At 44.4% G+C, this 22,671-nt stretch carries 20 protein-coding genes; 12 read left to right on the top strand and 8 right to left on the bottom strand.

Going from position 1 to position 22,671, the window contains the following annotated elements; translation table 11 throughout:
- Together K8F54_RS11260 and K8F54_RS11255 are read right to left on the bottom strand one after the other, a co-directional pair.
- On the bottom strand, positions 1–637 hold a 637-nt coding region (locus tag K8F54_RS11260; protein WP_290790905.1), incomplete at its 3' end, for a glycosyltransferase family 2 protein.
- Between the two features lie 18 nt (positions 638–655).
- A complete protein-coding gene (locus tag K8F54_RS11255) occupies positions 656–1,105 on the bottom strand; it encodes a type I restriction enzyme HsdR N-terminal domain-containing protein (protein ID WP_290790902.1) in 450 nt (149 codons plus the stop codon).
- Between the two features lie 129 nt (positions 1,106–1,234).
- Between K8F54_RS11255 and holA the strand changes: the two genes are divergently transcribed.
- Positions 1,235–2,167, top strand: a complete 933-nt coding sequence (gene holA / locus K8F54_RS11250; protein WP_363299726.1) for a DNA polymerase III subunit delta — start codon at positions 1,235–1,237, stop codon at positions 2,165–2,167.
- Position 2,168: 1 nt separating this feature from the next.
- Here holA and K8F54_RS11245 read toward each other — a convergent pair whose 3' ends face one another.
- Positions 2,169–2,543: a DoxX family protein gene (locus tag K8F54_RS11245; RefSeq protein ID WP_290790897.1), complete on the bottom strand. Its 375-nt coding sequence runs from the start codon at positions 2,541–2,543 to the stop codon at positions 2,169–2,171.
- An 87-nt stretch (positions 2,544–2,630) separates the two neighbouring features.
- Between K8F54_RS11245 and menA the strand changes: the two genes are divergently transcribed.
- From menA to K8F54_RS11210, 7 genes are all read left to right on the top strand, one after another.
- Positions 2,631–3,533, top strand: a complete 903-nt coding sequence (gene menA / locus K8F54_RS11240; RefSeq protein WP_290790895.1) for a 1,4-dihydroxy-2-naphthoate octaprenyltransferase — start codon at positions 2,631–2,633, stop codon at positions 3,531–3,533.
- 27 nt (positions 3,534–3,560) lie between these two features.
- Positions 3,561–4,241 carry a metal-dependent hydrolase gene (locus tag K8F54_RS11235; RefSeq protein ID WP_290790893.1) on the top strand — a complete coding sequence of 227 codons (681 nt, stop codon included), beginning with the start codon at positions 3,561–3,563 and terminating at the stop codon, positions 4,239–4,241.
- 41 nt (positions 4,242–4,282) lie between these two features.
- A complete protein-coding gene (locus K8F54_RS11230) occupies positions 4,283–5,338 on the top strand; it encodes an o-succinylbenzoate synthase (protein ID WP_290790909.1) in 1,056 nt (351 codons plus the stop codon).
- Positions 5,339–5,344: 6 nt separating this feature from the next.
- Positions 5,345–6,298 carry a CPBP family intramembrane glutamic endopeptidase gene (locus K8F54_RS11225; protein WP_290790891.1) on the top strand — a complete coding sequence of 318 codons (954 nt, stop codon included), beginning with the start codon at positions 5,345–5,347 and terminating at the stop codon, positions 6,296–6,298.
- 9 nt (positions 6,299–6,307) lie between these two features.
- Entirely contained in the window at positions 6,308–7,387 is a 1,080-nt protein-coding gene (locus K8F54_RS11220) for an AMP-binding protein (protein WP_290790889.1), read from the top strand.
- A gap of 119 nt (positions 7,388–7,506) precedes the next feature.
- Positions 7,507–9,339, top strand: coding sequence for a von Willebrand factor type A domain-containing protein (locus K8F54_RS11215; RefSeq protein WP_290790887.1), 1,833 nt, complete (start codon positions 7,507–7,509; stop codon positions 9,337–9,339).
- 86 nt (positions 9,340–9,425) lie between these two features.
- On the top strand, positions 9,426–10,742 hold the full coding sequence (locus K8F54_RS11210; protein WP_290790885.1) for a M24 family metallopeptidase: 1,317 nt from the start codon (positions 9,426–9,428) through the stop codon (positions 10,740–10,742).
- Between the two features lie 3 nt (positions 10,743–10,745).
- On the opposite strand, the gene K8F54_RS11205 is transcribed toward K8F54_RS11210, so the two are convergent.
- The 4 genes from K8F54_RS11205 to K8F54_RS11190 form a co-directional block, all read right to left on the bottom strand.
- Positions 10,746–11,168 carry a DoxX family protein gene (locus tag K8F54_RS11205; RefSeq protein ID WP_290790883.1) on the bottom strand — a complete coding sequence of 141 codons (423 nt, stop codon included), beginning with the start codon at positions 11,166–11,168 and terminating at the stop codon, positions 10,746–10,748.
- Positions 11,169–11,261: 93 nt separating this feature from the next.
- Positions 11,262–12,824, bottom strand: coding sequence for an amidohydrolase family protein (locus K8F54_RS11200; protein ID WP_290790881.1), 1,563 nt, complete (start codon positions 12,822–12,824; stop codon positions 11,262–11,264).
- A gap of 39 nt (positions 12,825–12,863) precedes the next feature.
- A complete protein-coding gene (locus K8F54_RS11195) occupies positions 12,864–14,159 on the bottom strand; it encodes an MFS transporter (protein WP_290790879.1) in 1,296 nt (431 codons plus the stop codon).
- Positions 14,160–14,180: 21 nt separating this feature from the next.
- Positions 14,181–15,809, bottom strand: a complete 1,629-nt coding sequence (locus tag K8F54_RS11190; protein WP_290790877.1) for a carboxyl transferase domain-containing protein — start codon at positions 15,807–15,809, stop codon at positions 14,181–14,183.
- A 289-nt stretch (positions 15,810–16,098) separates the two neighbouring features.
- Here K8F54_RS11190 and K8F54_RS11185 point away from each other — a divergent pair, with 289 nt between their 5' ends.
- From K8F54_RS11185 to ettA, 3 genes are read left to right on the top strand one after another with little or no spacing between them, the layout of a single operon-like run.
- Positions 16,099–16,275, top strand: coding sequence for a CAL67264 family membrane protein (locus tag K8F54_RS11185; protein ID WP_290790907.1), 177 nt, complete (start codon positions 16,099–16,101; stop codon positions 16,273–16,275).
- A gap of 32 nt (positions 16,276–16,307) precedes the next feature.
- On the top strand, positions 16,308–16,538 hold the full coding sequence (locus tag K8F54_RS11180; protein ID WP_290790875.1) for a hypothetical protein: 231 nt from the start codon (positions 16,308–16,310) through the stop codon (positions 16,536–16,538).
- A 27-nt stretch (positions 16,539–16,565) separates the two neighbouring features.
- Positions 16,566–18,257 (top strand): energy-dependent translational throttle protein EttA, encoded by a 1,692-nt coding sequence (gene ettA, locus K8F54_RS11175; RefSeq protein ID WP_290790873.1) that lies wholly within the window; start codon positions 16,566–16,568, stop codon positions 18,255–18,257.
- A gap of 52 nt (positions 18,258–18,309) precedes the next feature.
- Here ettA and K8F54_RS11170 read toward each other — a convergent pair whose 3' ends face one another.
- Entirely contained in the window at positions 18,310–20,853 is a 2,544-nt protein-coding gene (locus K8F54_RS11170; RefSeq protein WP_290790871.1) for a T9SS type A sorting domain-containing protein, read from the bottom strand.
- Positions 20,854–20,941: 88 nt separating this feature from the next.
- On the opposite strand from K8F54_RS11170, the gene K8F54_RS11165 reads away from it, so the two are divergent.
- Positions 20,942–22,671: S9 family peptidase (locus K8F54_RS11165; protein ID WP_290790869.1), on the top strand; the 1,730-nt coding region annotated here is incomplete at its 3' end.

Here is a 22,671-nt window from a genome sequence, read left to right as displayed (position 1 = left end):
TACCAATATACTTTACAATCCCTCCCTTTGCCTGAAGTCGCCAGCAAAGGTCAATTTCTTCCTGATGGGTAAAAAGATCTTCGTCAAAACTCCCTGCATCCCAAAAGGCGGTATTCCTAACAAATAAACAGGCTCCCGTGGCCCAAAATATAGGAATAGTGTCATTGTATTGCCCTTGGTCCTTTTCAATCGTATTAAAAACGCGGCCGCGACAGTAGGGATAGCCTAAGGCATCAATAAAGCCTCCGGCCGCACCGGCATATTCAAAATAGTCTTTGTTTTTATAATCGAGTATCTTGGGTTGGGCAGCCACAAGTTTCGGATCTTCCTTAAAAGCTGAAATGATGGGTCCTAACCAACCTTCGGTTACTTCCACATCACTATTCAGGAGAACCAATAGTTCTTCAGACAAACCTAAAAGCGCATCATTATATCCTTTGGAATATCCGCCGTTGGATGTATTCTGAATAATTGTTATGGACGGAAACGCTTCGGCTACAAAGGCCACCGAATCATCTGTAGAAGCATTGTCGGCTACATAAATATTGCCCCCTTTTGAATAAGCCACCACCGAAGGCAAAAACTGCTTCAGCAATTGCTTTCCATTCCAATTGAGTATGACGACAGCGACATTCACGACTGCAAAGTAACTAGTTTATTTGATACCATAAAGTGGAATGTCCTTCAAAAATACATAACGCTGGTTTTCAAGATCCATCCTACAGTAGTAATGCTCTAATCCGTTGGTTACCATCAAATACGTGGCATCCAAGACCAAATTATACCGCGCGATTTGGTCAAAAGTATCCTGTGTAATTTCTACAGAAGGTGCTTTGCATTCTACCATTAAATGAATACTGCCGTCTGCATTAAAGACTACTATATCGTAGCGCTTCACCGTATTGTGAAGCTTCAGCTGTTTCTCGACATTGATATGGGATAGAGGATATTTTTTTTCTGAATGTAAAAAATGAATCACATGTTGACGAACCCATTCTTCGGGGGTGAGTACCACGAATTTTTTTCGTACTTCATCAAAAATCAATGATTTGTTTTCGTTACTTTTGAAACGAAATTGATACCCCGGGAAGTTTAGTTCCTGCATTTCACAAAGGTACTAAAGTACCCTATTTTTTATTCATATTACCTTACACAATTCATTGTGCCTTTAGACAAAGCAAAAAGTATTATCAACGGTATAAAGTCAGGCGACCTAAAACCTGTTTATTTTTTAATGGGGGAAGAACCTTATTATATCGATGGCATTGCAAAATTTATTGAAAACTCGGTACTGTCTGAAGAAGAAAAAGGATTCAATCAAATGGTATTGTACGGACGTGATGTTTCGATCGATGATATTGTTAGCAGTTCTAAGCGCTATCCCATGATGGCCGACAAGCAAGTGGTTATTGTCAAAGAAGCACAAGACTTATCGCGTACTATCGAAAATTTAGTGTCTTATGTAGAGAATCCTCAACCCACGACAGTTCTGGTGATCTGCTATAAATACAAAACGCTGGACAAACGTAAAAAACTGGCAAAGGCAATTAATAAGGCCGGGGTACTTTTTGAAAGTAAAAAATTATATGAGAATCAGGTGCCGGATTGGATTCGGCGTGTGTTGGCTGGTCGCGGATTTACCATTACACCAAAGGCATCTCAAATGTTGGTGGAATTTCTTGGGAACGATTTGAGCAAGGTCAATAACGAATTGGAGAAGCTGCAATTAATTTTACAGCCCGGAGCGCAGATCACACCTCAGGATATTGAAGAGAATATAGGGATTAGCAAGGATTTCAATAATTTTGAACTGCAAAACGCCATTGGGGAAAAGGACATCAAGAAGGCCTTTGTGATTATCCAATATTTTTCTCAAAATCCGAAGAACCACCCTTTGGTAATGACTGTTGCATTGTTGTACAGTTTCTTTTCAAAACTGATGAAGTACCACGCGCTTTCAAATAAGTCGGAAGCACCTAAGGCACTTGGAGTAAACCCGTACTTTATTAAAGATTACGAATTGGCAGCGCGCAACTATTCCATGAAAAAGGTAAGTGCCATTATTGCTTCCATCCGGGAAATTGATATGAAAAGCAAGGGTGTTGGCGCTGCTAACCTTTCACAGGGAGATCTTTTAAAAGAATTGATTGTGAAGATCTTTAACTAACCTATTTTTTATCGATTGAGTATTTCCCGGCGCCTAAAAGTGCAATTGCGAGAAACGCTACCAAAAATAATAAGGCTTTTTCTTTAGTCCCTATTGGGTCACTGGCATGTACTATAAAAGCGGCCACACCCATCGTAATAATTGTCGGAATTGCAGCCCATCTGGTTTTAAAGCCAACAATGACCAGCATCGGACAGATAGCTTCGCCAATAACTGCAAGGATTAGGGAGGCAGTGGTTCCAATCCCTATTGGGTCTCCAAATTCCAAATTTCCGGTAACCAGATTTATTAATTTTGGGATTCCGTGCGTAAGCATAAGTGCGGAAACCCCAACTCGAAGTAGCAATAGTCCAAAATGGGTGCGAGTAGAATTCATCGTATATGTTTTTGTTGTTAAGTTGAAAAAGCTAAATGTACAAAACAATTTTAAAGTGTATTTTTGTTAGCTAATAAAGTTGCATATATGTCCAAAATTAAGGCCTGGATCTCGGCCGCACGACTTCGAACATTGCCCTTGTCCATATCGGGAATTGTAACAGCAAGTGCTGCTGCCATGGGTATAGGAGCATTTAATTCGATAATTTTCGGACTGGCATTGGCCACTACTTTGGGGTTTCAAATCCTATCTAATTTTGCAAACGATTATGGCGACGGACTTAAAGGCACCGACAATAAAGACAGGGTAGGGCCGGCACGTGCCTTACAAAGTGGTTCACTTACTGCCAAGGCTTTAAAAAGAGGCATGTTCACCACGGCAACTATCACATTATTACTCGCCAGTATGTTGATCTTTGTCGCTTTCGGAAATAAACACTTTATACTTTCGGTCGTGTTTTTTAACCTCGGTATTGCGGCTATCATAGCAGCCGTGACCTATACGGTTGGTAAAAGAGCATACGGTTACAGGGCTTTAGGCGATGTCTTTGTATTTGTTTTCTTCGGAATGGTGGGCGTGGTAGGCTGCTATTTTCTGTATACGCAATCGTTTCAAAATTATATCGCACTACCGGCTATTACCATTGGACTATTAAGTGCTGCTGTACTGAATCTGAACAATATGCGGGATCGCTTGGCCGATGCCAAGGTCAATAAAAACACCCTAGCCGTAGTCTTAGGAGGAAAGGCGGTAAAATTATACCACGCATTATTAATTGGAATAGCCTTTATAAGCGCGCTAGGATACTTTTTTTTAATTGCTGAAAAAGGATTGGACTACCTTCCGCTAATTGCGTTTTTACCTTTATTCCTGAACATTTTTACCGTCTTTAAAAACAAAGAACCACGTCTTCTGGATCCCGAACTCAAGAAGGTGGCTTTGAGTACTTTTTTATTTTCGGTGTTGTTTTTTGCGACAAAATTCTTTTAGATTTATCTTTAGAGGAAAATAAACCTTATGAAAATTACATACTACGGTCAGAATAGCTTGGCTATCCAAGTTTCCGGGATGAATATTCTGGTGGATCCGTTTATTTCTGGAAACCCCTTATCCAAGGATAAGGTAGATATTCTATCCTTGAAAGCCGATTATATTCTGCTCACCCACGCACATCAGGATCATATACTCGATGCCGAAGCCATTGCCAAAAATACAGGAGCAACGATCATTAGCAACTGGGAAATTGCCACACATTATCAGGAAAAAGGCATCGAAGTGCATCCAATGAACCTCGGAGGGTGTTGGCAGTTTGATTTCGGAAACCTAAAATATGTAAATGCCATCCATAGTAGTTCTTTTCCGGATGGGTCGTACGGCGGAAATCCGGGCGGATTTGTAATCGAAGGCGAACACAAGAACATTTATATCGCAGGAGATACCGCCTTGATGATGGACATGAAACTTATCCCGCTGACCACAAAGCTCGACCTAGCAATTTTACCAATTGGTGATAACTTCACCATGGGTATTGACGATGCCATACTAGCCAGTGATTTTGTACAATGCGATAAGGTGTTGGGAGTGCACTACGATACCTTTGGCTATATTGAAATAGATCACGAAGCAGCCAAGAAAAAATTCTACGATGCCGGAAAAGACCTTATGTTACTAGAAATAGGAAGCTCCATCGAACTCTAACTACTATAATGTCTCCCTAAGCGCAGTCGAGGGATTTGAATATGCTAAAAGCGACCTACCTTACACATACACTCCGTTTTAAAAATCCAAGCGGGACATCACGGGGTGTTTTAAATACAAAGGAAACCTGTTTTTTGATACTGAAAGAAGGCGATCGCTGGGGCATTGGGGAATGTGCGCTATTACGCGGACTTTCCATCGATGACCGACCCGATTATGAAGCCAAACTAAAATGGACTTGCGACCATATTGCGTTGGGAGAGATAGCACTTTACAAAGCCCTTTCGGAGTTTCCTTCCATCCAATTTGGGGTAGAAACAGCCTTCAAATCGTTTTTTGCCGAAACCCCTTTCGAATTGTTTCCCTCCGAATTTACACAAGGGAATACAGCCATGCCTATTAACGGACTTGTCTGGATGGGGGATCCCGATTTTATGAAACATCAGATCGAAGAAAAATTGGAGCAGGGGTTTAATTGTATCAAAATGAAAATTGGCGCGATCGATTTTGCTTCGGAAATAGCCTTGCTAAAATCCATTCGGGAATCCTTTTCTTCTGAAGAAATAGAAGTACGTGTAGATGCCAACGGGGCTTTTTCTCCTTCCGAAGCACTTGAAAAGTTACACCTGCTTGCAGCGCTTCAGTTGCATTCTATAGAACAACCCATACAGCAGGGTCAATGGCAGGAAATGGCCAAACTTTGTGAGGTAACACCCTTACCTATTGCGCTGGATGAAGAACTTATAGGGATATTTTCTTCCGAAGAAAAAGCAAATCTATTAAACACGGTAAAACCGCAATACATCATTCTAAAACCAAGTTTGATTGGCGGTTTCCGGGGAAGCGATGCATGGATCGAATTGGCCGACAAATTAAATGTGGGGTGGTGGATAACTTCGGCACTGGAAAGTAATATTGGATTAAATGCAATTTCGCAATACACGTTCACAAAAAATAGTAAATTGCCACAAGGTTTGGGGACCGGAAGTTTGTATACCAATAATATCGCAGCTCCTCTCGAAATCAAATCTGGAAAATTAAATTATAACAGTAAGAAACAGTGGGATACAGAGCTGTTTTCTGAACATTTAAAATAATGTTACATGTATATTGGACAGGCGTTTAAGTATTTACACGATGGGTGGCGATATCTAGTTGGAGCGATTGTTATTTTTCTTGCATCACAGGTAGGAGCTTTTCCGCTGGTAGGATTGGCTAGTTATAAATTGATTTCGGAAGGTCGAAGTTTGGACGAATTGGAGGATCCCAATATTATTATGACGATTCTAGATTCCAATCTCACCCTGTTTTTAATGCTGCTGAGTTTTGCGATTGGGCTTTGGGTCTTGTATTTGGTGGTAAAATACATCCACAAACAACCGTTTCGGGCGGTGACTACTGCTCGGCCCAAAACCGATTGGGGACGGGTGTGGTTTGGCTTCGGATTGATAGCCGTAACCACTGTAGTTTTAACAGGCCTGGATTATTATAGCAACCCGGAGGATTATGTGGTACAATTCGATCTAATTCCCTTCTTAATTCTAGCCGTTATTGCCATCGTAATGGTGCCCTTGCAAACCAGCTTCGAAGAGTATTTTTTTAGGGGTTATTTAATGCAAGGCATAGGCGTTGGTGCTAAAAACAGGTGGTTGCCTTTGGTATTGACTTCTGTGATCTTCGGAGGCCTGCACTTTTTTAACCCTGAAGTAGGCAAAATTGGTAATATTATCATGGTCTATTATATTGGTACTGGCTTCTTCTTAGGAATTATGACGCTGATGGATGAAGGACTCGAATTGGCCTTGGGTTTTCACGCCGGCAACAATATGGTGGCTGCATTGCTCGTCACCGCAGATTGGACGGTGTTTCAAACAAATTCTGTGCTAAAAGATATTTCTGAACCGTCTGCCGGTATCGATGTGATCGCTCCCGTGTTTATCATTTATCCAATATTTTTGGCCATTATGGCTTGGCGATATAAATGGACGGACTGGGGTGGCAAATTGTTTGGAAAAATACAGCCGCCACTTGAAACTATTTCTGAAGAAACCCTATAAGAAGCAATTTTGATACCAACGTCACAAAACCTTCATCCGGCTTTTACCCTTAACGGAATTCATTTTGAATCTGAAGAGGAACTCATACAGTTTGCAAAAGAACTCGAATCGGAAGGGGATGAGTTTGAAGTAAGCCTTGGGAAATTTGTTCAAAAATGGCTGAACGATGAAACGAGTATCGTTGTTAAAACCTCAGGCGCCACCGGAAAGTCGAAGAAAATTCAGTTGAAGAAGGAATGGATGATTCGCAGTGCTCGTGCCACAGGTGTCTATTTTAAATTGGGTGAAAAGACCCTGGCCTTATTATGCCTGCCTTCTAGCTTTATTGCCGGAAAAATGATGTTGGTACGCGCGATGGTACTAGGCTGGGACCTGCATGTAGTTGCTCCCGAAAAGGATGCACTCACTCAGTATGATAACGACTACGATTTTGTGGCCATGGTGCCCTACCAAGTACTGCATTCTATAGAAGCCTTGTCAAAAGTTAAAAAAATGATCGTCGGCGGTGGCCCTGTTTCCAAAGAATTGGAAGCGCAGCTGCAAGAGGTTAGTACCGAAGTTTTTAGCACCTATGGGATGACCGAAACCTGTACGCATGTCGCGATACGAAGGATCAACGGTCCGGCGAAGTCCGATACCTTTTCTGCCTTGCCTAATGTAAAATTTTCAACAGATGAGCGCAGTTGTCTGGTGATACACGCTTCCGAGCTACTAGATGCTCCTTTGGTTACCAACGATGTAGTAGAATTGATTTCTCCCACTACGTTTAAATGGTTGGGACGATCGGACAATATGATCAATACAGGAGGGGTAAAATTGTTCCCCGAAAGGATAGAGGAAAAGCTTTCAACATTTATTAAGCTTCCATTTATGATTACTTCGGAAAAGGATAACGAACTGGGAGAGCGGGTAGTGCTTATCTTCGAAAATAGAGAAGGAGCCGAAATCCCAAACTATTCGGAGGCCTTTTCGACCTTGGACAAATTTGAACGCCCGAAGAAGGTGTACACCATTTCCAGATTTCCGTATACCGAAACGGGAAAGATCAAACGAGCCGATGTATTACAAGTGCTTCAGAAGTATCGGTAAAGTAATTTCCTAAGCTTTACGCTTAGTTGCCTCGCTCAAACCTGCGGTTCACTCATTCGCCATTTTCAGAAATATACCATTGTAGTAGTTTCACTTCATAATCTTAAAACCACAACGTTATGAAGACACTACTACATTTTTTTATCATGGCACTAATTGCGGTGCAAGCACAGGCACAGTTGGTTACCATTACCGGCAACGTAACAGATAATTACGGATTGCCACTTCCGGGAGTAAACATTATCGAAAAAGGTACTTCCAAAGGAACGCAAACCGATTTTGATGGAAATTACGAGATTGAAACTCAAATAGGCAGCACCCTTGTTTTTGCTTATGTCGGCTTTACAACGATACATAAAAAAGTTAAGGCCAATAAAACCATTCTAAATGTACAAATGAAGGAAGACGCTGCGGTTTTGAATGAGGTTGTTGTTACAGCTTATGCTCCGAAACGATCAAAAACTGTAGTGGGGTATGCTGTCTCTAGCATTAGTCAAGAAACTATTGCCGGAATAGGCACCGGTTATAAAAACCTTGATACCGATGACGAATCCTACGGCAAAATCGTAGAAAACATTTTTAAGCGAGTGGAAACCGCGCCGCTTTCTACCTTTTCAATCGATGTTGACAAGGCAGGGTATAGCAACATAAGACGATTTATAAACAACGGTCAAGTCGTGCCACAGGATGCCGTAAAGCTAGAAGAAATGATCAATTACTTTAGTTACGACTATCCACAACCTGAAGGTGATGATCCGTTTTCAATCTATACAGAGATTGCATCGTCACCATGGAATGAGGAGGCAAAGCTTGTTAGAATTGGCTTACGCGGTAAAGATATTTCCACTAAAAATGTGCCTGCTTCAAACTTGGTGTTTCTACTAGATGTATCGGGTTCTATGGAAAGCCCTAACAAACTTCCCCTCTTAAAATCGGCAATGCATGTGTTGGTAGACCAACTACGTGAAACCGATAAAGTGGCAATTGTTGTTTATGCCGGTGCAGCAGGTGTCGTATTGGAACCTACTTCAGGAATAGAAAAGGAAAAGATTTTAAATGCTATAAATAACTTATCGGCGGGTGGTTCTACTGCTGGAGGACAAGGAATAGAGCTGGCCTATAAAATTGCAGAGCAGCATTTTATCAAAGGAGGTAACAACCGAATAATACTAGCGACAGATGGCGACTTTAACGTAGGAGCTTCCAGTGACCGTGCGATGGAAAACCTCATTGAAGATAAACGTAAAAGTGGTGTCTTCTTAACCTGTCTGGGGTTTGGTATGGGAAATTACAAAGATTCAAAATTAGAGACGCTAGCCGATAAGGGCAATGGCAACCACGCCTATATAGACACCATGCAGGAAGCGCGAAAAGTACTGGGAACCGAATTTTTTGGAACCATGTATACCATCGCTAAGGATGTTAAAATTCAGGTAGAGTTCAATCCAAACAAGGTGCAAGCCTACCGATTGATTGGTTATGAAAACAGATTGTTGAACGATGAAGACTTTAAAGATGATACCAAAGATGCAGGAGAATTGGGAAGTGGACATACGGTAACTGCCTTATATGAAATAATTCCGGTTGGGGTGAAAAGCATCTACGTGAAAGATGTGGCTGATTTGAAGTATACAAAGACGTCTAATACCAATAACACCAATGAGATTCTTACGGTAAAGTTCCGTTACAAAGAGCCGGATGGTACAAAGAGCAAATTGATTGAAAAAATAGTGCAGGATTCAAATAGCCGGTTTACCGAAGCTTCCGAAGATTTCAAATACGCGGCGTCCGTTGCCTTATTTGGAATGCAACTTCGAAAGTCTATATTTATAAATACCCTTAGTACAAAAGATGTTATTGCCATGGCAGAGGCCGGGAAGGGTGTAGATAAGGAAGGATATCGCGCCGAGTTCATACGGTTGGTAAAAAGTTATAAGAATTCAGCCAGATAGTTGGATAGTTATTTGTTTTAAAGGAGCATTAAAATGCTCCTTTTTTTATTCCATGAAAGTGCCTATTTTTAACTCAAACACTTCGAATGAAAAAAATAGTCCTTCTAACCTTGTTACTCTCAACGACGCTTTCCGGCCAGATCCTTTCCGAACGCGATCGCGCCACCCTAAAAGACGAGCTGCTAGCAGATCGCTTCAACAATGTATTACCTCAATTGATGGACGATACCGAAATCGATATGTGGCTGGTGATTGCCCGCGAATACAATGAAGACCCGGTAATGCGCACCATGCTACCCGCCGAATGGCTCAATGCCAGAAGGAGAACCATCTTGGTGTTCTATCGGAACAAGGCCGAAAATACCATAGAAAAACTGGCCGTCGCTCGGTATGATGTGGGGGAAAATATTACTTCGGCCTGGGACAAGGAAAAACAACCCGATCAATGGCAACGACTGGTCGAACTTATCGAGGAACGAAACCCTTCCAAAATTGGGATCAATGTGTCTGAATACTACGGAATTGCAGATGGCTTGGTAAAAACCGACTACGACGAACTACTTGCGGCACTTCCTCAGGGGCAAAAGGACAAACTGGTCTCTGCCGAAAAATTGGCCATCGCATGGATCGAAACACGTACCGCAAAGGAAATGGAGTTGTACAATACCTTAGTGAAGATTACACATGATATTATAGACGAAGCATTTTCCTCAAAAGTAATTACCCCCGGAAGCACTACCACCGAAGATGTGGTTTGGTGGATGCGCCAAAAAGTAACCGATCTGGGCCTGGAAACCTGGTTTCATCCCACCATAGATATTCAGCGGAGCAACGAAGCGCTAAAAAGTCAGATTGAGTCTTTCAGCAAGGGAAAACCTGAAGATGTTATTAGGCCGGGAGATCTACTGCATTGTGACTTCGGAATTACCTATATAGGACTAAATACCGATTGCCAGCAACACGCCTATGTTTTAAAAGAGGGCGAGAAGGCAGTTCCCGAATTTCTGGCAGCTGCTTTTAAACAGGGAAATCGCGTTCAAGATATCTTTACATCCAACTTTGTAGCAGGAAAAACGGGGAATGAAATTCTTTTAAAATCGCTTGCTGAAGGAAGGGAAGAAGGGCTGATGCCCGCTATCTATACACACCCATTAGGTACCTACGGACACAGTGCCGGGACTACTTTTGGGATGTGGGATTCGCAGGAGGGTGTTCCCGTCAATGGCGATTATCCGTTACACCGAAATACGGTCTACGCCATTGAATTAAATACAACAGTTAAGATTCTTGAATGGGACAAATCCATACGCATCATGCTGGAAGAAGCAGGATACTACGGTGAAAATGGATTCCGATATGTCCATGGTAGGCAGGAAGCCATCAAGCCCATAAAAACCAAATAGTTTTTATTTCTGCATCTTTAAGTATTTATCCACCGAATGGCGTCCCGATCCGTAGAACAGGAAGAAGATACACGTCAATAAGACCACGATAGAAAGGATTAGATTGGTCGTGTGCATTTCACCTATAAAATTGATAAGTACTGCCCCAATTAAGATAGGAAGTTGCGCCAGGACCGCCCAGCGAGTCAATAGCCCAAAGGCAATTAAGAGTCCGCCAATAAAATGAGCAGGCGCTACGTAATGCACTAACGCCATACCACCTACCAGACTTTTAATTGGTTTGATAAGTTCCATGAGCATGGCACTGTTGCCCATAAAATCAATTCCTTTAATAAATAGAAAGGCCCCCAAGGCCACACGTAATAGATCCAACGGATAATAGGTATGTGCATTGGCCCATTTGTTTAAAGATTTTATCACTCCCATAATTGCAAATTTGTTGGTTAGACTACCATAAGGTACTCATTTTTAGGGGTATGTTGAATAAATTTTAAAAAATATTTTAATCGATTGAGCAAATTAATCCTTAATGCCCGGTTGTTTTAACTCAAATCCTTCGGCGGTTTTTGCTGTATCGACCATAATTTTTACATCTTTCAGTAACTGCTTTGCATCGTAGATGATACCATCCTTGATGGTGTATTTTACACCTCCTACGCGGACTACTTCATTGTCTTCGGTAAGTTTTATGGCCCCGGTTCCGTACAGCACTTTTAAATTCTGAAGGGGATTCTCTTCCACAATAACAAAGTCGGCCCACTTACCAACCTGTACCGAACCAATCTTATCATCCATTCCCAAGGCTTCGGCGCCATTTAAGGTGGCCGATCTAATAACTTCCATGGGGTGAAAGCCTGCCTCCCGAAGCAATTCCAGTTCTCGGATATAGGCAAAGCCATAGAGCTGAAAGATAAAACCACTGTCCGAACCTGCAGTTACTCGGCCACCACGGTTTTTATACTCGTTCACAAAGGTCATCCACAAGCGATAATTCTCTTTCCAGGCCACTTCCTCTTCGGTACCCCAATAATGCCAATAGGAACCATGGCTTATCTTAGAAGGCTGATAAAAGCGCCAGAGGGATGGCAGCGTATAATCCTCATGCCATTCGGCACGGCGGGCGCGTTGCAGGTCCCTGCTGGCTTCGTAAATATTGAAGGTAGGATCCAGTGTAAAATCGAGTTCCAACAGCTCATTCATCACGGCATTCCAGTGATCGGAATAGGGGGCAGCGGCTTGTTTCCATAGCTTGCCCGCTTCTCCAAAACGATGCTGCTCATTGTTGTAATTGTAATCCAGCGGATAATTCTGAACCGTTTTATCATTAAATAATGCCTCCGGAAGTCCATACCAATGTTCCATAGAGGTAAGTCCGGCTCTTGCCGAATGCAGCACATTCCATCTGGCAACACTTAACTGCGCATGATGACAGGCAGAGCGAAGTCCTAATTTTTTATTTTCATCCAAGGCCGCTTTCATTATTTGAGGCTCTGCTCCAAAGAATTTAATTCCGTCCGCTCCCTTGATGGCGTTATCACGTACCCAGGCACGAGCTTGTGCTTCGGTAGTGATCTCCGTGTCACTACCCGATCCAAAACCGGTATAGGCCAAAATACGAGGGGCAATAATCTCATTCTTGGCACTACGCTTTTTGAGATCTAAGGTATAGGTCAACCCACGACCGCTGGGTTCCCTAACGGTGGTCACACCATGGGCCATCCACAGTTTAAAAACATACTCCCAGTCGGCACCCTGTCCTTCTCCACCAATATGACCATGCATATCGACAAAGCCCGGCAGCAAATACATCCCAGCGGCATCCAGTTCTTTTCCACCCGATTTTAGTTTTGGTCTTTTGGCGTTGTCAATAGGCACCCCGGGGTAGCCTACTACTTTAATTTCTTTGATGATATTATTCTCAACAACAATGTCCACCGGACTTATAGGCGGTGCGCCGTCTCCATTAATAAGGGTAACCCCGCGAATGATTAATTGGGTGAACGGACCTTCTCCCTTGGTCTGTGCCTGCATTGAAATGGCTAAAAGCAAAAGGAAGGTGCAAAGTAGGGTAGACTTTTTCATATGGTTTGTATTATGCGTTGGTTGATGTGCATGAGAAAGTTATGTATTTTTTTTTGAAACACGATTCGCACTGTTTGTAATTCTGAAAAATGCAATGGCGGCGCCCAATCCAATTGTGGCAAACACCGAAAGTAATATAAACACATGTTGATGCCCCGGTTCGCCGGGCGAATTGTCCAATAAATAACCCATGGCAGGCCCCATAAAGATATCGGGTGTATATCCCACCAAGGAGATCAGGCCCACAGCGGTGCCGGTTACAACCAGTGGGATATAGCCTTCTTGCATGGCGGCAAAATAGAGGGTTCTAAAGGCGTAAACACCGGTCGCTGTGACCAGCAGTGACATCAAGAAAAAGAAGTTCATAGAGGGACCCAGAAATCCGGAACTGAATAGCAATGCCCCAACCAACATGGTTATAAAGCCAAGAATCATCATCAAGGAGGTCTTGGTTTTGTCGGCTAAAAACCCGATGCCTACTCCAATAACTGGTCTGATGTACAGAAGGTAGGTACCTACTTTTGCAGCGGCTATTTCGTCGTATCCCATCACTTCCTTGGCGTATAGCGAAAACACATCGGTGATTTTATAGCCTACATAGGCGCAGAGGATGATAATCATGAGTAACCAAACTGCGGGTATCTTTATGACAATTCTGAAATTGGACAAGGTCTCGCGCCAGCTTTTCCGAAGCAGACGGTCATCGTCCTCGGCCTTGTTCTTTAGAAAAAGAAGAATTAAAACCCCTACAAATGCTATAATCGCCGACGAAATTAAAATGACATACCGAAAGGCCTCTTTGCGATCTATGAAGGATGCTTCTGCAATTTCTACAGTTATAAACAACGAAAAGATTAGAACGCCCAACGATCCAAAACCGGCTGCCACCAAACCTCTTCCGCCATCTAAAAAGCCAAAGGCAAGCCCCTGTCTTTTTAAACCGCCCCAAACACGTGTCGCCTTTATCATGGCTGCCCAGAATAGAAAAATGGTGGTAAAGCCCCAGTACCCATAGAGCAGTTTCAATACAAAATAGGAGGGATAGGAAGCAAGGACCAAGCCGCCTGCAGCTGTTAAAAATAGCGCTACCGCTATTAATACCTTTGGTCGTATTTTATCGGCCAGCGTGCCACCAAAGAGATAGGAAACAAAGGCCACAATACCATACACCGAAAAGCAGGTACCGAGCTCTAGATTGGTAAGATTGAAAACATCTAAGACAGTGGGTCTAAAAACACGCGCCAATACGAACGGAAGAATAAAAATAGCCTCTCCCGCCAAAATAAGCAGCAGGATATGATATGCCGGATGTTTAGATCCCTTCTGATTTCCCATCCGTTGAAATTACGGATAATCTTAGACTTGGATCACACCCAGGTTAAAAGCTTTTTCAATAGGGGCGTGGTTGGCGGCTTCAATCCCCATGGAGATCCACTTACGGGTATCTAAGGGATCGATCACGGCATCGGTCCAAATACGGGAAGCCGCATAATAGGGAGAAATCTGATTGTCGTATCGTGCTTTGATACGGTCGAACAGTTCTTTCTCTACTTCAGGGGTGATGGTTTCGCCCTTCTTTTTTAAGGAGGCCGTTTCAATTTGAAGCAATACCTTGGCAGCGCTATTTCCACTCATTACGGCCAATTCGGCACTGGGCCAGGCGACGATCAACCTGGGGTCGTAGGCCTTTCCGCACATGGCATAGTTTCCGGCACCATAAGAGTTTCCAATTACGACAGTAAATTTTGGGACCACGCTATTGCTTACGGCATTCACCATTTTGGCACCGTCTTTAATGATACCTCCGTGTTCGCTCTTGCTACCCACCATAAAGCCGGTGACGTCTTGTAGAAATACAAGCGGAATCTTTTTCTGATTGCAATTGGCAATAAAGCGCGTGGCCTTATCGGCACTATCACTGTAGATCACACCACCAAACTGCATCTCACCCTGTTTGGTCTTTACGAGTTTACGTTGGTTGGCTACAATACCAACCGCCCAACCGTCGATACGCGCATAGCCGGTAAGGATGGTTTTGCCATATCCTTCTTTGTATTCTTCAAAATCGCTATTATCGACCAAACGCTTGATGATCTCTCGCATATCGTATTGGTCTGCTCTGGAGCGTGGCACAATACCGAATATGTCTTCCGGATTTAATGCCGGTTTAGCAGGTTTATCTCGGTTGTATCCTGCCTTGTCAAAATCGCCAATTTTAGATACGATGTTTTTTATGGTATCCAGTGCATCCTTATCGTCTTTGGCCTTATAATCGGTGACACCACTAATCTCACAATGTGTGGTCGCTCCTCCAAGAGTTTCGTTGTCGATGCTTTCACCTATGGCGGCCTTTACCAAATAGCTTCCTGCCAGGAATATACTTCCGGTTTTGTCTACGATTAAGGCCTCGTCGCTCATGATGGGGAGGTAGGCACCGCCGGCCACACAGCTGCCCATCACGGCCGAGATCTGGGTAATCCCCATACTGCTCATAACGGCATTGTTTCTAAATATTCGTCCGAAATGTTCCTTGTCCGGGAAGATCTCATCCTGCATAGGAAGGTATACTCCCGCACTATCTACTAGGTAAATAATGGGCAATCTGTTTTCAATGGAGATCTCTTGTGCACGTAGGTTTTTCTTAGCGGTGATCGGAAACCAGGCGCCTGCTTTTACCGTGGCATCATTGGCGACCACAATACACTGCTTGCCTTTTACATAACCAATCTTCACAACAACGCCGCCGCTGGGGGCGCCACCGTGTTCCTCGTACATGCCCTCACCGGCAAAGGCTGCAATTTCTATACTGGGCTTTTTCTCGTCAAGCAGGTAGGCGATACGCTCCCGCGCTGTCATCTTTCCCTTGGTATGATGTTTCTCAATACGTTTTTCACCGCCCCCTAATTTTACCTGGGCCAGTTTTTTACGCAATTCGGAAACTAATAATTTATTGTGGTCTTCGTTCTTATTGAAGTTGATGTCCATGGATTATTGTGATTTGCTCAAAAATACAAAAGTATGGTATTTTGCATACTGAAAAATCTATTTTATTACCGATATTTGCCATTGGCTTCTAAAGTGTAATCAAGTGGCCAAAGTATAACTGCGTTAGGGATTGAGGTATTGTTGGAGCTCTTTTACCGCCTCCGACTTCCAATGCATTGGAAACCACCTCCCCCCTTAAAAGGGTGAGGAGCTTTGAGGAGGTAAAAAGCGACTACCGAAAGCCCGACCCCGCTTTTAGCGGGGGAACGCCATAAAATAAATACCTATGATGAATAAAAATACCGTTTTGGGATGGGCCACCTTTATTATGATTATAGTAGGCGTTGCGCTTATAGCGATGGGTGCCTTTCGATATGACGATGTAGCCGGCTGGGGATTCGCCGCTGTTGGCATTGGGTTCTTTGCGATTGCCTGGGTGTTTAACGCCCTAAAAGGAAGGGTTTAATGGTTTGTGGTTTATAGTTTGTAGTTGATGCCATGGCAAGAGTAGAGAAGTTTGAAGATTTGGAAGTATGGCAACTCGCTCGTTCCCTGTGCATTTATGTAGAAGACCTATTTCAAACAACAGGACTTGATAAAAAATTAATTTCAGAGGAACAATACAAAGCACTCATCGAAATGTGCGAATTGGAAATAAACAAAATAGGAGCTTTTATGTATTATCTGCGAAATTCTGATATAAAAGGTCAAAAATTTAAGAAAGACTAATTTAAAACACCAAACACCAAACAACAAATGTCTGACGATAAGAAAGTAATTTTCTCCATGTCCGGAGTGACCAAAACGTATCAAAATGCGCAAACTCCGGTCCTTAAAAATATTTATTTAAGTTTCTTCTACGGCGCCAAGATTGGGATTTTAGGCCTCAACGGAAGCGGTAAATCTACCTTGTTAAGAATCATCGCAGGGGTCGAAAAGAACTACCAAGGAGACGTCGTCTTTGCTCCGGGCTATACCGTGGGCTACCTCGAACAAGAACCGCAGCTGGACGATAACAAAACAGTGATGGAGGTGGTTCGTGAAGGAGCTGCTGCCACGGTGGCTATTTTGGATGAATACAACAAGATCAACGATATGTTTGGTTTGGAAGAGGTCTATAGCGATGCCGACAAGATGCAAAAGCTGATGGATCGCCAGGCGGTATTACAGGATCAGATCGATGCTTCCGATGCCTGGGAGCTGGACACCAAATTAGAGATTGCGATGGACGCACTGCGTACCCCCGAATCTGATAAGAAAATTGGCGTGCTATCGGGAGGAGAACGCAGACGCGTCGCCCTGTGCAGGTTGCTGTTACAGGAACCGGATGTGTTGCTGCTGGACGAGCCTACCAACCACCTGGATGCCGAGAGCGTACATTGGTTGGAGCACCACTTGGCACAATATAAAGGAACGGTAATCGCCGTTACCCACGATAGATATTTTCTGGACAATGTAGCGGGTTGGATCCTGGAATTGGATCGAGGGGAAGGCATTCCTTGGAAGGGGAATTATTCTTCTTGGTTAGATCAGAAGTCAAAGCGTTTGGCCCAAGAACAAAAACAGGCTAGCAAACGTCAGAAAACCTTAGAACGCGAATTGGAATGGGTCCGTATGGCGCCCAAGGGACGACAGGCAAAACAAAAGGCCCGTTTGAACAATTACGACAAGCTGATGAGTCAGGATCAAAAGCAGTTAGATGAAAAGCTGGAGATCTATATTCCGAACGGTCCGCGTTTGGGAACCAATGTGATTGAAGCCAAAGGCGTCGCCAAAGCCTATGGCGATAAGCTTTTGTATGAAGACCTGAACTTCAAACTACCACAGGCCGGAATTGTCGGCATTATTGGACCCAACGGTGCCGGTAAAACTACCATTTTTAGAATGATCATGGGCGAAGAAACAGCAGACAAGGGCAGCTTCGAAGTAGGGGATACCGCCAAGATCGCCTATGTAGATCAGGCACACTCTAATATCGACCCAAGTAAATCGATTTGGGAAAACTTTAGCGAGGGGCAGGAACTCATTATGATGGGCGGGAGACAGGTGAATTCGAGAGCGTATTTGAGTCGGTTTAATTTTAGCGGAAGCGAACAAAACAAAAAAGTATCTATGCTATCGGGTGGGGAACGAAACCGCCTGCATTTGGCCATGACCCTGAAGGAGGAAGGAAACGTTTTATTATTAGATGAGCCTACCAACGACCTAGATGTAAATACCCTGCGTGCCCTGGAAGAGGGCTTGGAGAATTTCGCGGGCTGTGCCGTAGTGATCTCTCACGACCGTTGGTTCCTCGATAGAGTATGTACGCATATTTTGGCCTTTGAAGGCGATAGTCAGGTGTACTTCTTTGAGGGTAGTTTTAGCGATTACGAAGAAAACAAGAAGAAACGCCTGGGCGGGGATCTCATGCCGAAGCGTATCAAATACAAGAAGCTAATTCGATAAGCAATATATAAAACCCCTTCGGCAATGAAGGGGTTCTTTTTACCATAGGATATTATCGTACCACCAGCTTTTTAGCGACCGAATGATTCCCTACTTGAAGTTGTACGAAATAAATACCTGCCTGAATTCCTTCCGTGGAAATAGCAATCTTTTGATTCCTTCCGAAGTCTCCTTTGAATACCGTCTTAATCACTCTTCCTGAAATATCAATAAGGACTATAGTGCCTTCGGAAGACAATATATGATCGATTGTAAATTGCGAAGTCGCCGGATTGGGATATATCTTTATTTTTTCTGAAGATAAAGCGGTATCACTCACACCCAGAATGATATTGGAAATGTCGTAGCTGTGCATGGAGCGCCCAAAGGTTCCTACAAATAATGTATTGGTAGGCTCGTGCAATTTTAGGTCCCGCATGATGTTAAAGGGCAGGTTGTTTCCCAAGATATCCCAATTGGTGCCATCGTCCTGCGAATACCATACATTCATATCGGTAGCCACGAATAAGATATTTTCGTCCGAATTTATAATTATATCGTTTGCGGGAATACTCGGTAAATTTGAGGAGATGTCTACCCAATTCTGACCGCCATCGGTGGTTTTAAACACATGGGGGTCGTAATCCAATAGCCCGAAGCCCGATAGGGTCAGATAGGCGGTTAGATCGTCGCTGGGTGAAATGGCAATGGAGGTGATATATCTATCCGGAAGCCCGGCACTAATATTGGTCCAGGTTACACCCGCATCAAAGGTTACATACACGTTCCCATCGTCACTGCCTGTGTAGACCACATCCAGATTGTTATAAGAAGGCGCAATGGCAGTAATGGTGCCATACGACAAGGAACCACTGGGGTGTTGGCCGTCGGTTAGGTCCGGACTTTGAACCGTCCAAAAGGCCGAGTGGTCTGAAATATATAAGCGGTTCGTGCCACAATACACTTTTTCAGAATTAAAGGGGGAAATAATCACCGGGGTATTCCAGTTTCTTCTATCACCATTGCTAATACCATCGGTAGCGGGCATAAACGATGCGCCGCCATTGGTAGATCTTCCCAGGCCGCCGTTTTGAGATTCAACATAGATAAAATTATTGTCGTTCGGGTCTACATTCACATGAAAACCATCGCCGCCCCAGATCGAATTCCAGTTGTTGGAGCCGGCGGTAAGCGTTCGTATGGTGTTGTTGTCCTGAGTACCACCGTAGAGGCGTTCGGGCTGGGTGTAGTCCACTTCAATATTGTAAAACTGGGTAATAGGCAGGTTGGCGAACATCGACCAGCTGTTACCGCCATTTTCTGAAATATAAGCACCGCCATCGTTGCCTTCCAGTATAAAGTTGGGATTATTTAACGAATACTCCATCGCATGATGGTCCACGTGCATACCGTTTACGTCCTGCCAACTGGTCCCGCCATTGGTAGTTCGTGCAATGCCTTGTCCCAGTACATACACCTCGTCGGGATCGGTAGGGTGAATGCGAAGGTTTCCGAAGTACCAGCCAAAACTGGCATCGATACCTTGAAGATCGCCCAAGGTCACCAGCGTCCAGTTATCACCATTGTCGTCCGAGCGATAGAGTCCGTTAAAGACGTTGGTAATTTCGTTGGTGGTAAATCGGGCATATACGGTAGCCGGATTAGATTGTGATACGGCTATCCCTATCCTCCCGGTATTGGTGGAGGGGGCAGGTAGCCCATGGGTGGCTCCCAATTCGGTCCAGGTGGTGCCTCCATCCATGGAACGGTGAATCGCTGAGGTAAGTCCGCCGTAATCCCGCTGCCACGGCTTGCGTGTGCGTTCCCACATAGCGGCATATAGGATATTTGGGTTTTGTGAATTAATTGCAACGTCTATGGCAGAAGTAGAGTCGGTAACAAATAACACCTGCTCCCAGTTGGCACCTCCGTTTGTCGTGCGATAGATCCCTCTTTCCTGATTGTAGCCGTATAGCTTTCCGGCGGCTGCCGCAAAAACCCGATCGGGATTGGTGGGGTCTACAACAAGGCGACCAATATGATCACTATCGTCCAATCCCATATGGTTCCAGGTGGCACCTGCATCGTCCGATCTGTACACCCCATCGCCAAAATACGCGCCATCGGTAGCACTTCCGTTGGCTTCTCCGGTACCCACATAGATACGTTGGGCATCGGAAGGCGCAATGGCTATATCGCCTATAGAGGGTTTCCCAATATCGTCGAAAATGGGAGTCCAGTTCTGACCTCGATCTGTGGTTTTGAACACCCCCCCAACGGCGGCTCCCACATAGAGTACATCATCACTTTCGGGTGAAATGGCAACATCTGTGATTCGTCCTCCGGTATTCAAGGGACCTATTAGATTCCAGTCGCCACCACTTGCTTCGGGTCGGGATGCAAGCATATCTTTGGATTGCAACAAGGCGGCTTTCATGGCGTTTTTATTGATAAAGTTGTTGGGGTAGGCCCGCTGGTTGTACATCCATTCATGGGGATATAATTTGGCGAGCTCCGCATTTTCCTGAGGTGCAGTGTCTTTTTCTGAAAGAAATACAAACAGGGCCAGTACACCTAGGGAAAGGATTGAAAGAATTTTGATTATAGCCGATTTCATAGGAATGCTTTTTTCAAAGATATCAAACTAAATGGTATTTGATTGGACCTCCTAAAAGAAGTATCTTTAGGCTTCTAAAATAAAACTCATGCGCACATTATCACGTTGCTTTGCTGTACTTATCTGTTTTATAGGTATGGAGGCCTTTTCTCAACTTCAGAAAAACTTTGAATCCCTAGATGTCTTTCAGCTGGAATACGCGTCGGACCCACAAATCTCCCCCGATGGGAACTATGTGGTCTACCGCCGTACCGGTTTCGATATCATGAAGGACCGTTCCAAAGGGAATTTATGGTTGCTCACAACCGACAACCAGAGAATACATTATAAACTCACCGCTTTCGAGGGGAACGAAAGTACGGCGCGCTGGTCGCCCAGCGGCGATCGTATTGCCTACGTGAGTAGCACCGATGCCGGTAGCGAGATCTATGTCTATTGGACGGCCACCGGGGCCATTGCCAAGCTAACGCAGTTGGAGAACAGCCCATCCTCCATAAGCTGGTCTCCCGATGGAAAAAGGATCGCCTTTTCGATGAAGGTCAATGCCAAGGCGCCGGTGATTGCCAAGATGCCCGAGAAACCTAAGGACGCCAAGTGGGCCGAAGCCCCTCGTATTACCGACCGGTTAAAGCACGAAGCCGATGGGGCAGGCTATTTAAAGCCCGGTTTCAATCATATTTTTGTAATTCCTTCGGAAGGAGGGAGCCCGCAGCAATTGACCAGTGGGGATTTTAATCACGGAGGAAGCCTTTCCTGGTCACCTAGCGGAAGCCATATTTACTTTTCTGCCAATAGAAACGATAACTGGGAATACGAATTCAGGAACAGTGAGGTGTATTCGGTTAATACGAATACGGGCGCTATTGCCGCACTTACCAGTCGTCCCGGTCCAGATTCTTCCCCAAGGGTGTCTCCCGATGGCAAATACATCGCCTATACCGGTTTTGAAGATAAGGTACAGGCCTATCAGGTGAGTCAGCTTTCCATTATGAATGTGGATGGGACCGGGAAACGAAGTATTTCGGCTGCCCTTGATAGGGACGTGGACGATATCGTATGGGCCGGTGACAGCAAGGGCCTGTATTTTATGTATAACGATCTGGGACTAACCAAGATCGGTTATATCAGTCTTTCAGGGAGCGTCCATGAGCTCGTGAATAATGTAGGGGGAACCACTCTGGGAAGACCCTATGCCAGCGGAAGTTTTAGCGTCTCCGGCAACGGCATGATCGCCTATACCCAATCCAAGCCGGACCGTCCGGCCGATGTGGCCTTGGTGAACAAGCAGGGAAAGGAGAAAAAAGTCCTAACCGATCTGAATGCCGACCTGTTAGACTACCGAACCATGGGAGAAGTAGAAGAATTGTGGTATACCTCCTCGGTGGATGGCAGAAAGATCCAAAGTTGGGTGGTGTATCCGCCCAATTATCAGAAGGGCAGTAAAACACCCCTCTTGGTGGAGAACCACGGAGGCCCTATTTTAAACTACGGGCCGCACTTTTCGGCCGAGATTCAATTATACGCCGCGGCGGGCTATGTGGTGTTCTACCCGAATCCAAGAGGGAGTACCAGCTATGGAGAGGAATTCGGGAATTTATTGTACAACAACTATCCGGGAGAAGACTATAACGATGTGATGGATGGAGTAGATGTGCTGCTAAAAAAAGGCATCGCCAATGCCGATCAACTCTATGTTACCGGAGGAAGTGCCGGAGGGATCATGACGGCCTGGATCATCGGAAAGAACAATCGGTTTAAGGCCGCCGTAGTGGCCAAGCCGGTGATGAACTGGATCAGTAAAACGCTTACGGCCGATAA

Source organism: Altibacter sp. (genome assembly GCF_019913785.1).
Lineage (GTDB): Bacteria > Bacteroidota > Bacteroidia > Flavobacteriales > Flavobacteriaceae > Altibacter.
This window is presented reverse-complemented; position numbering and strand designations above follow the sequence as displayed.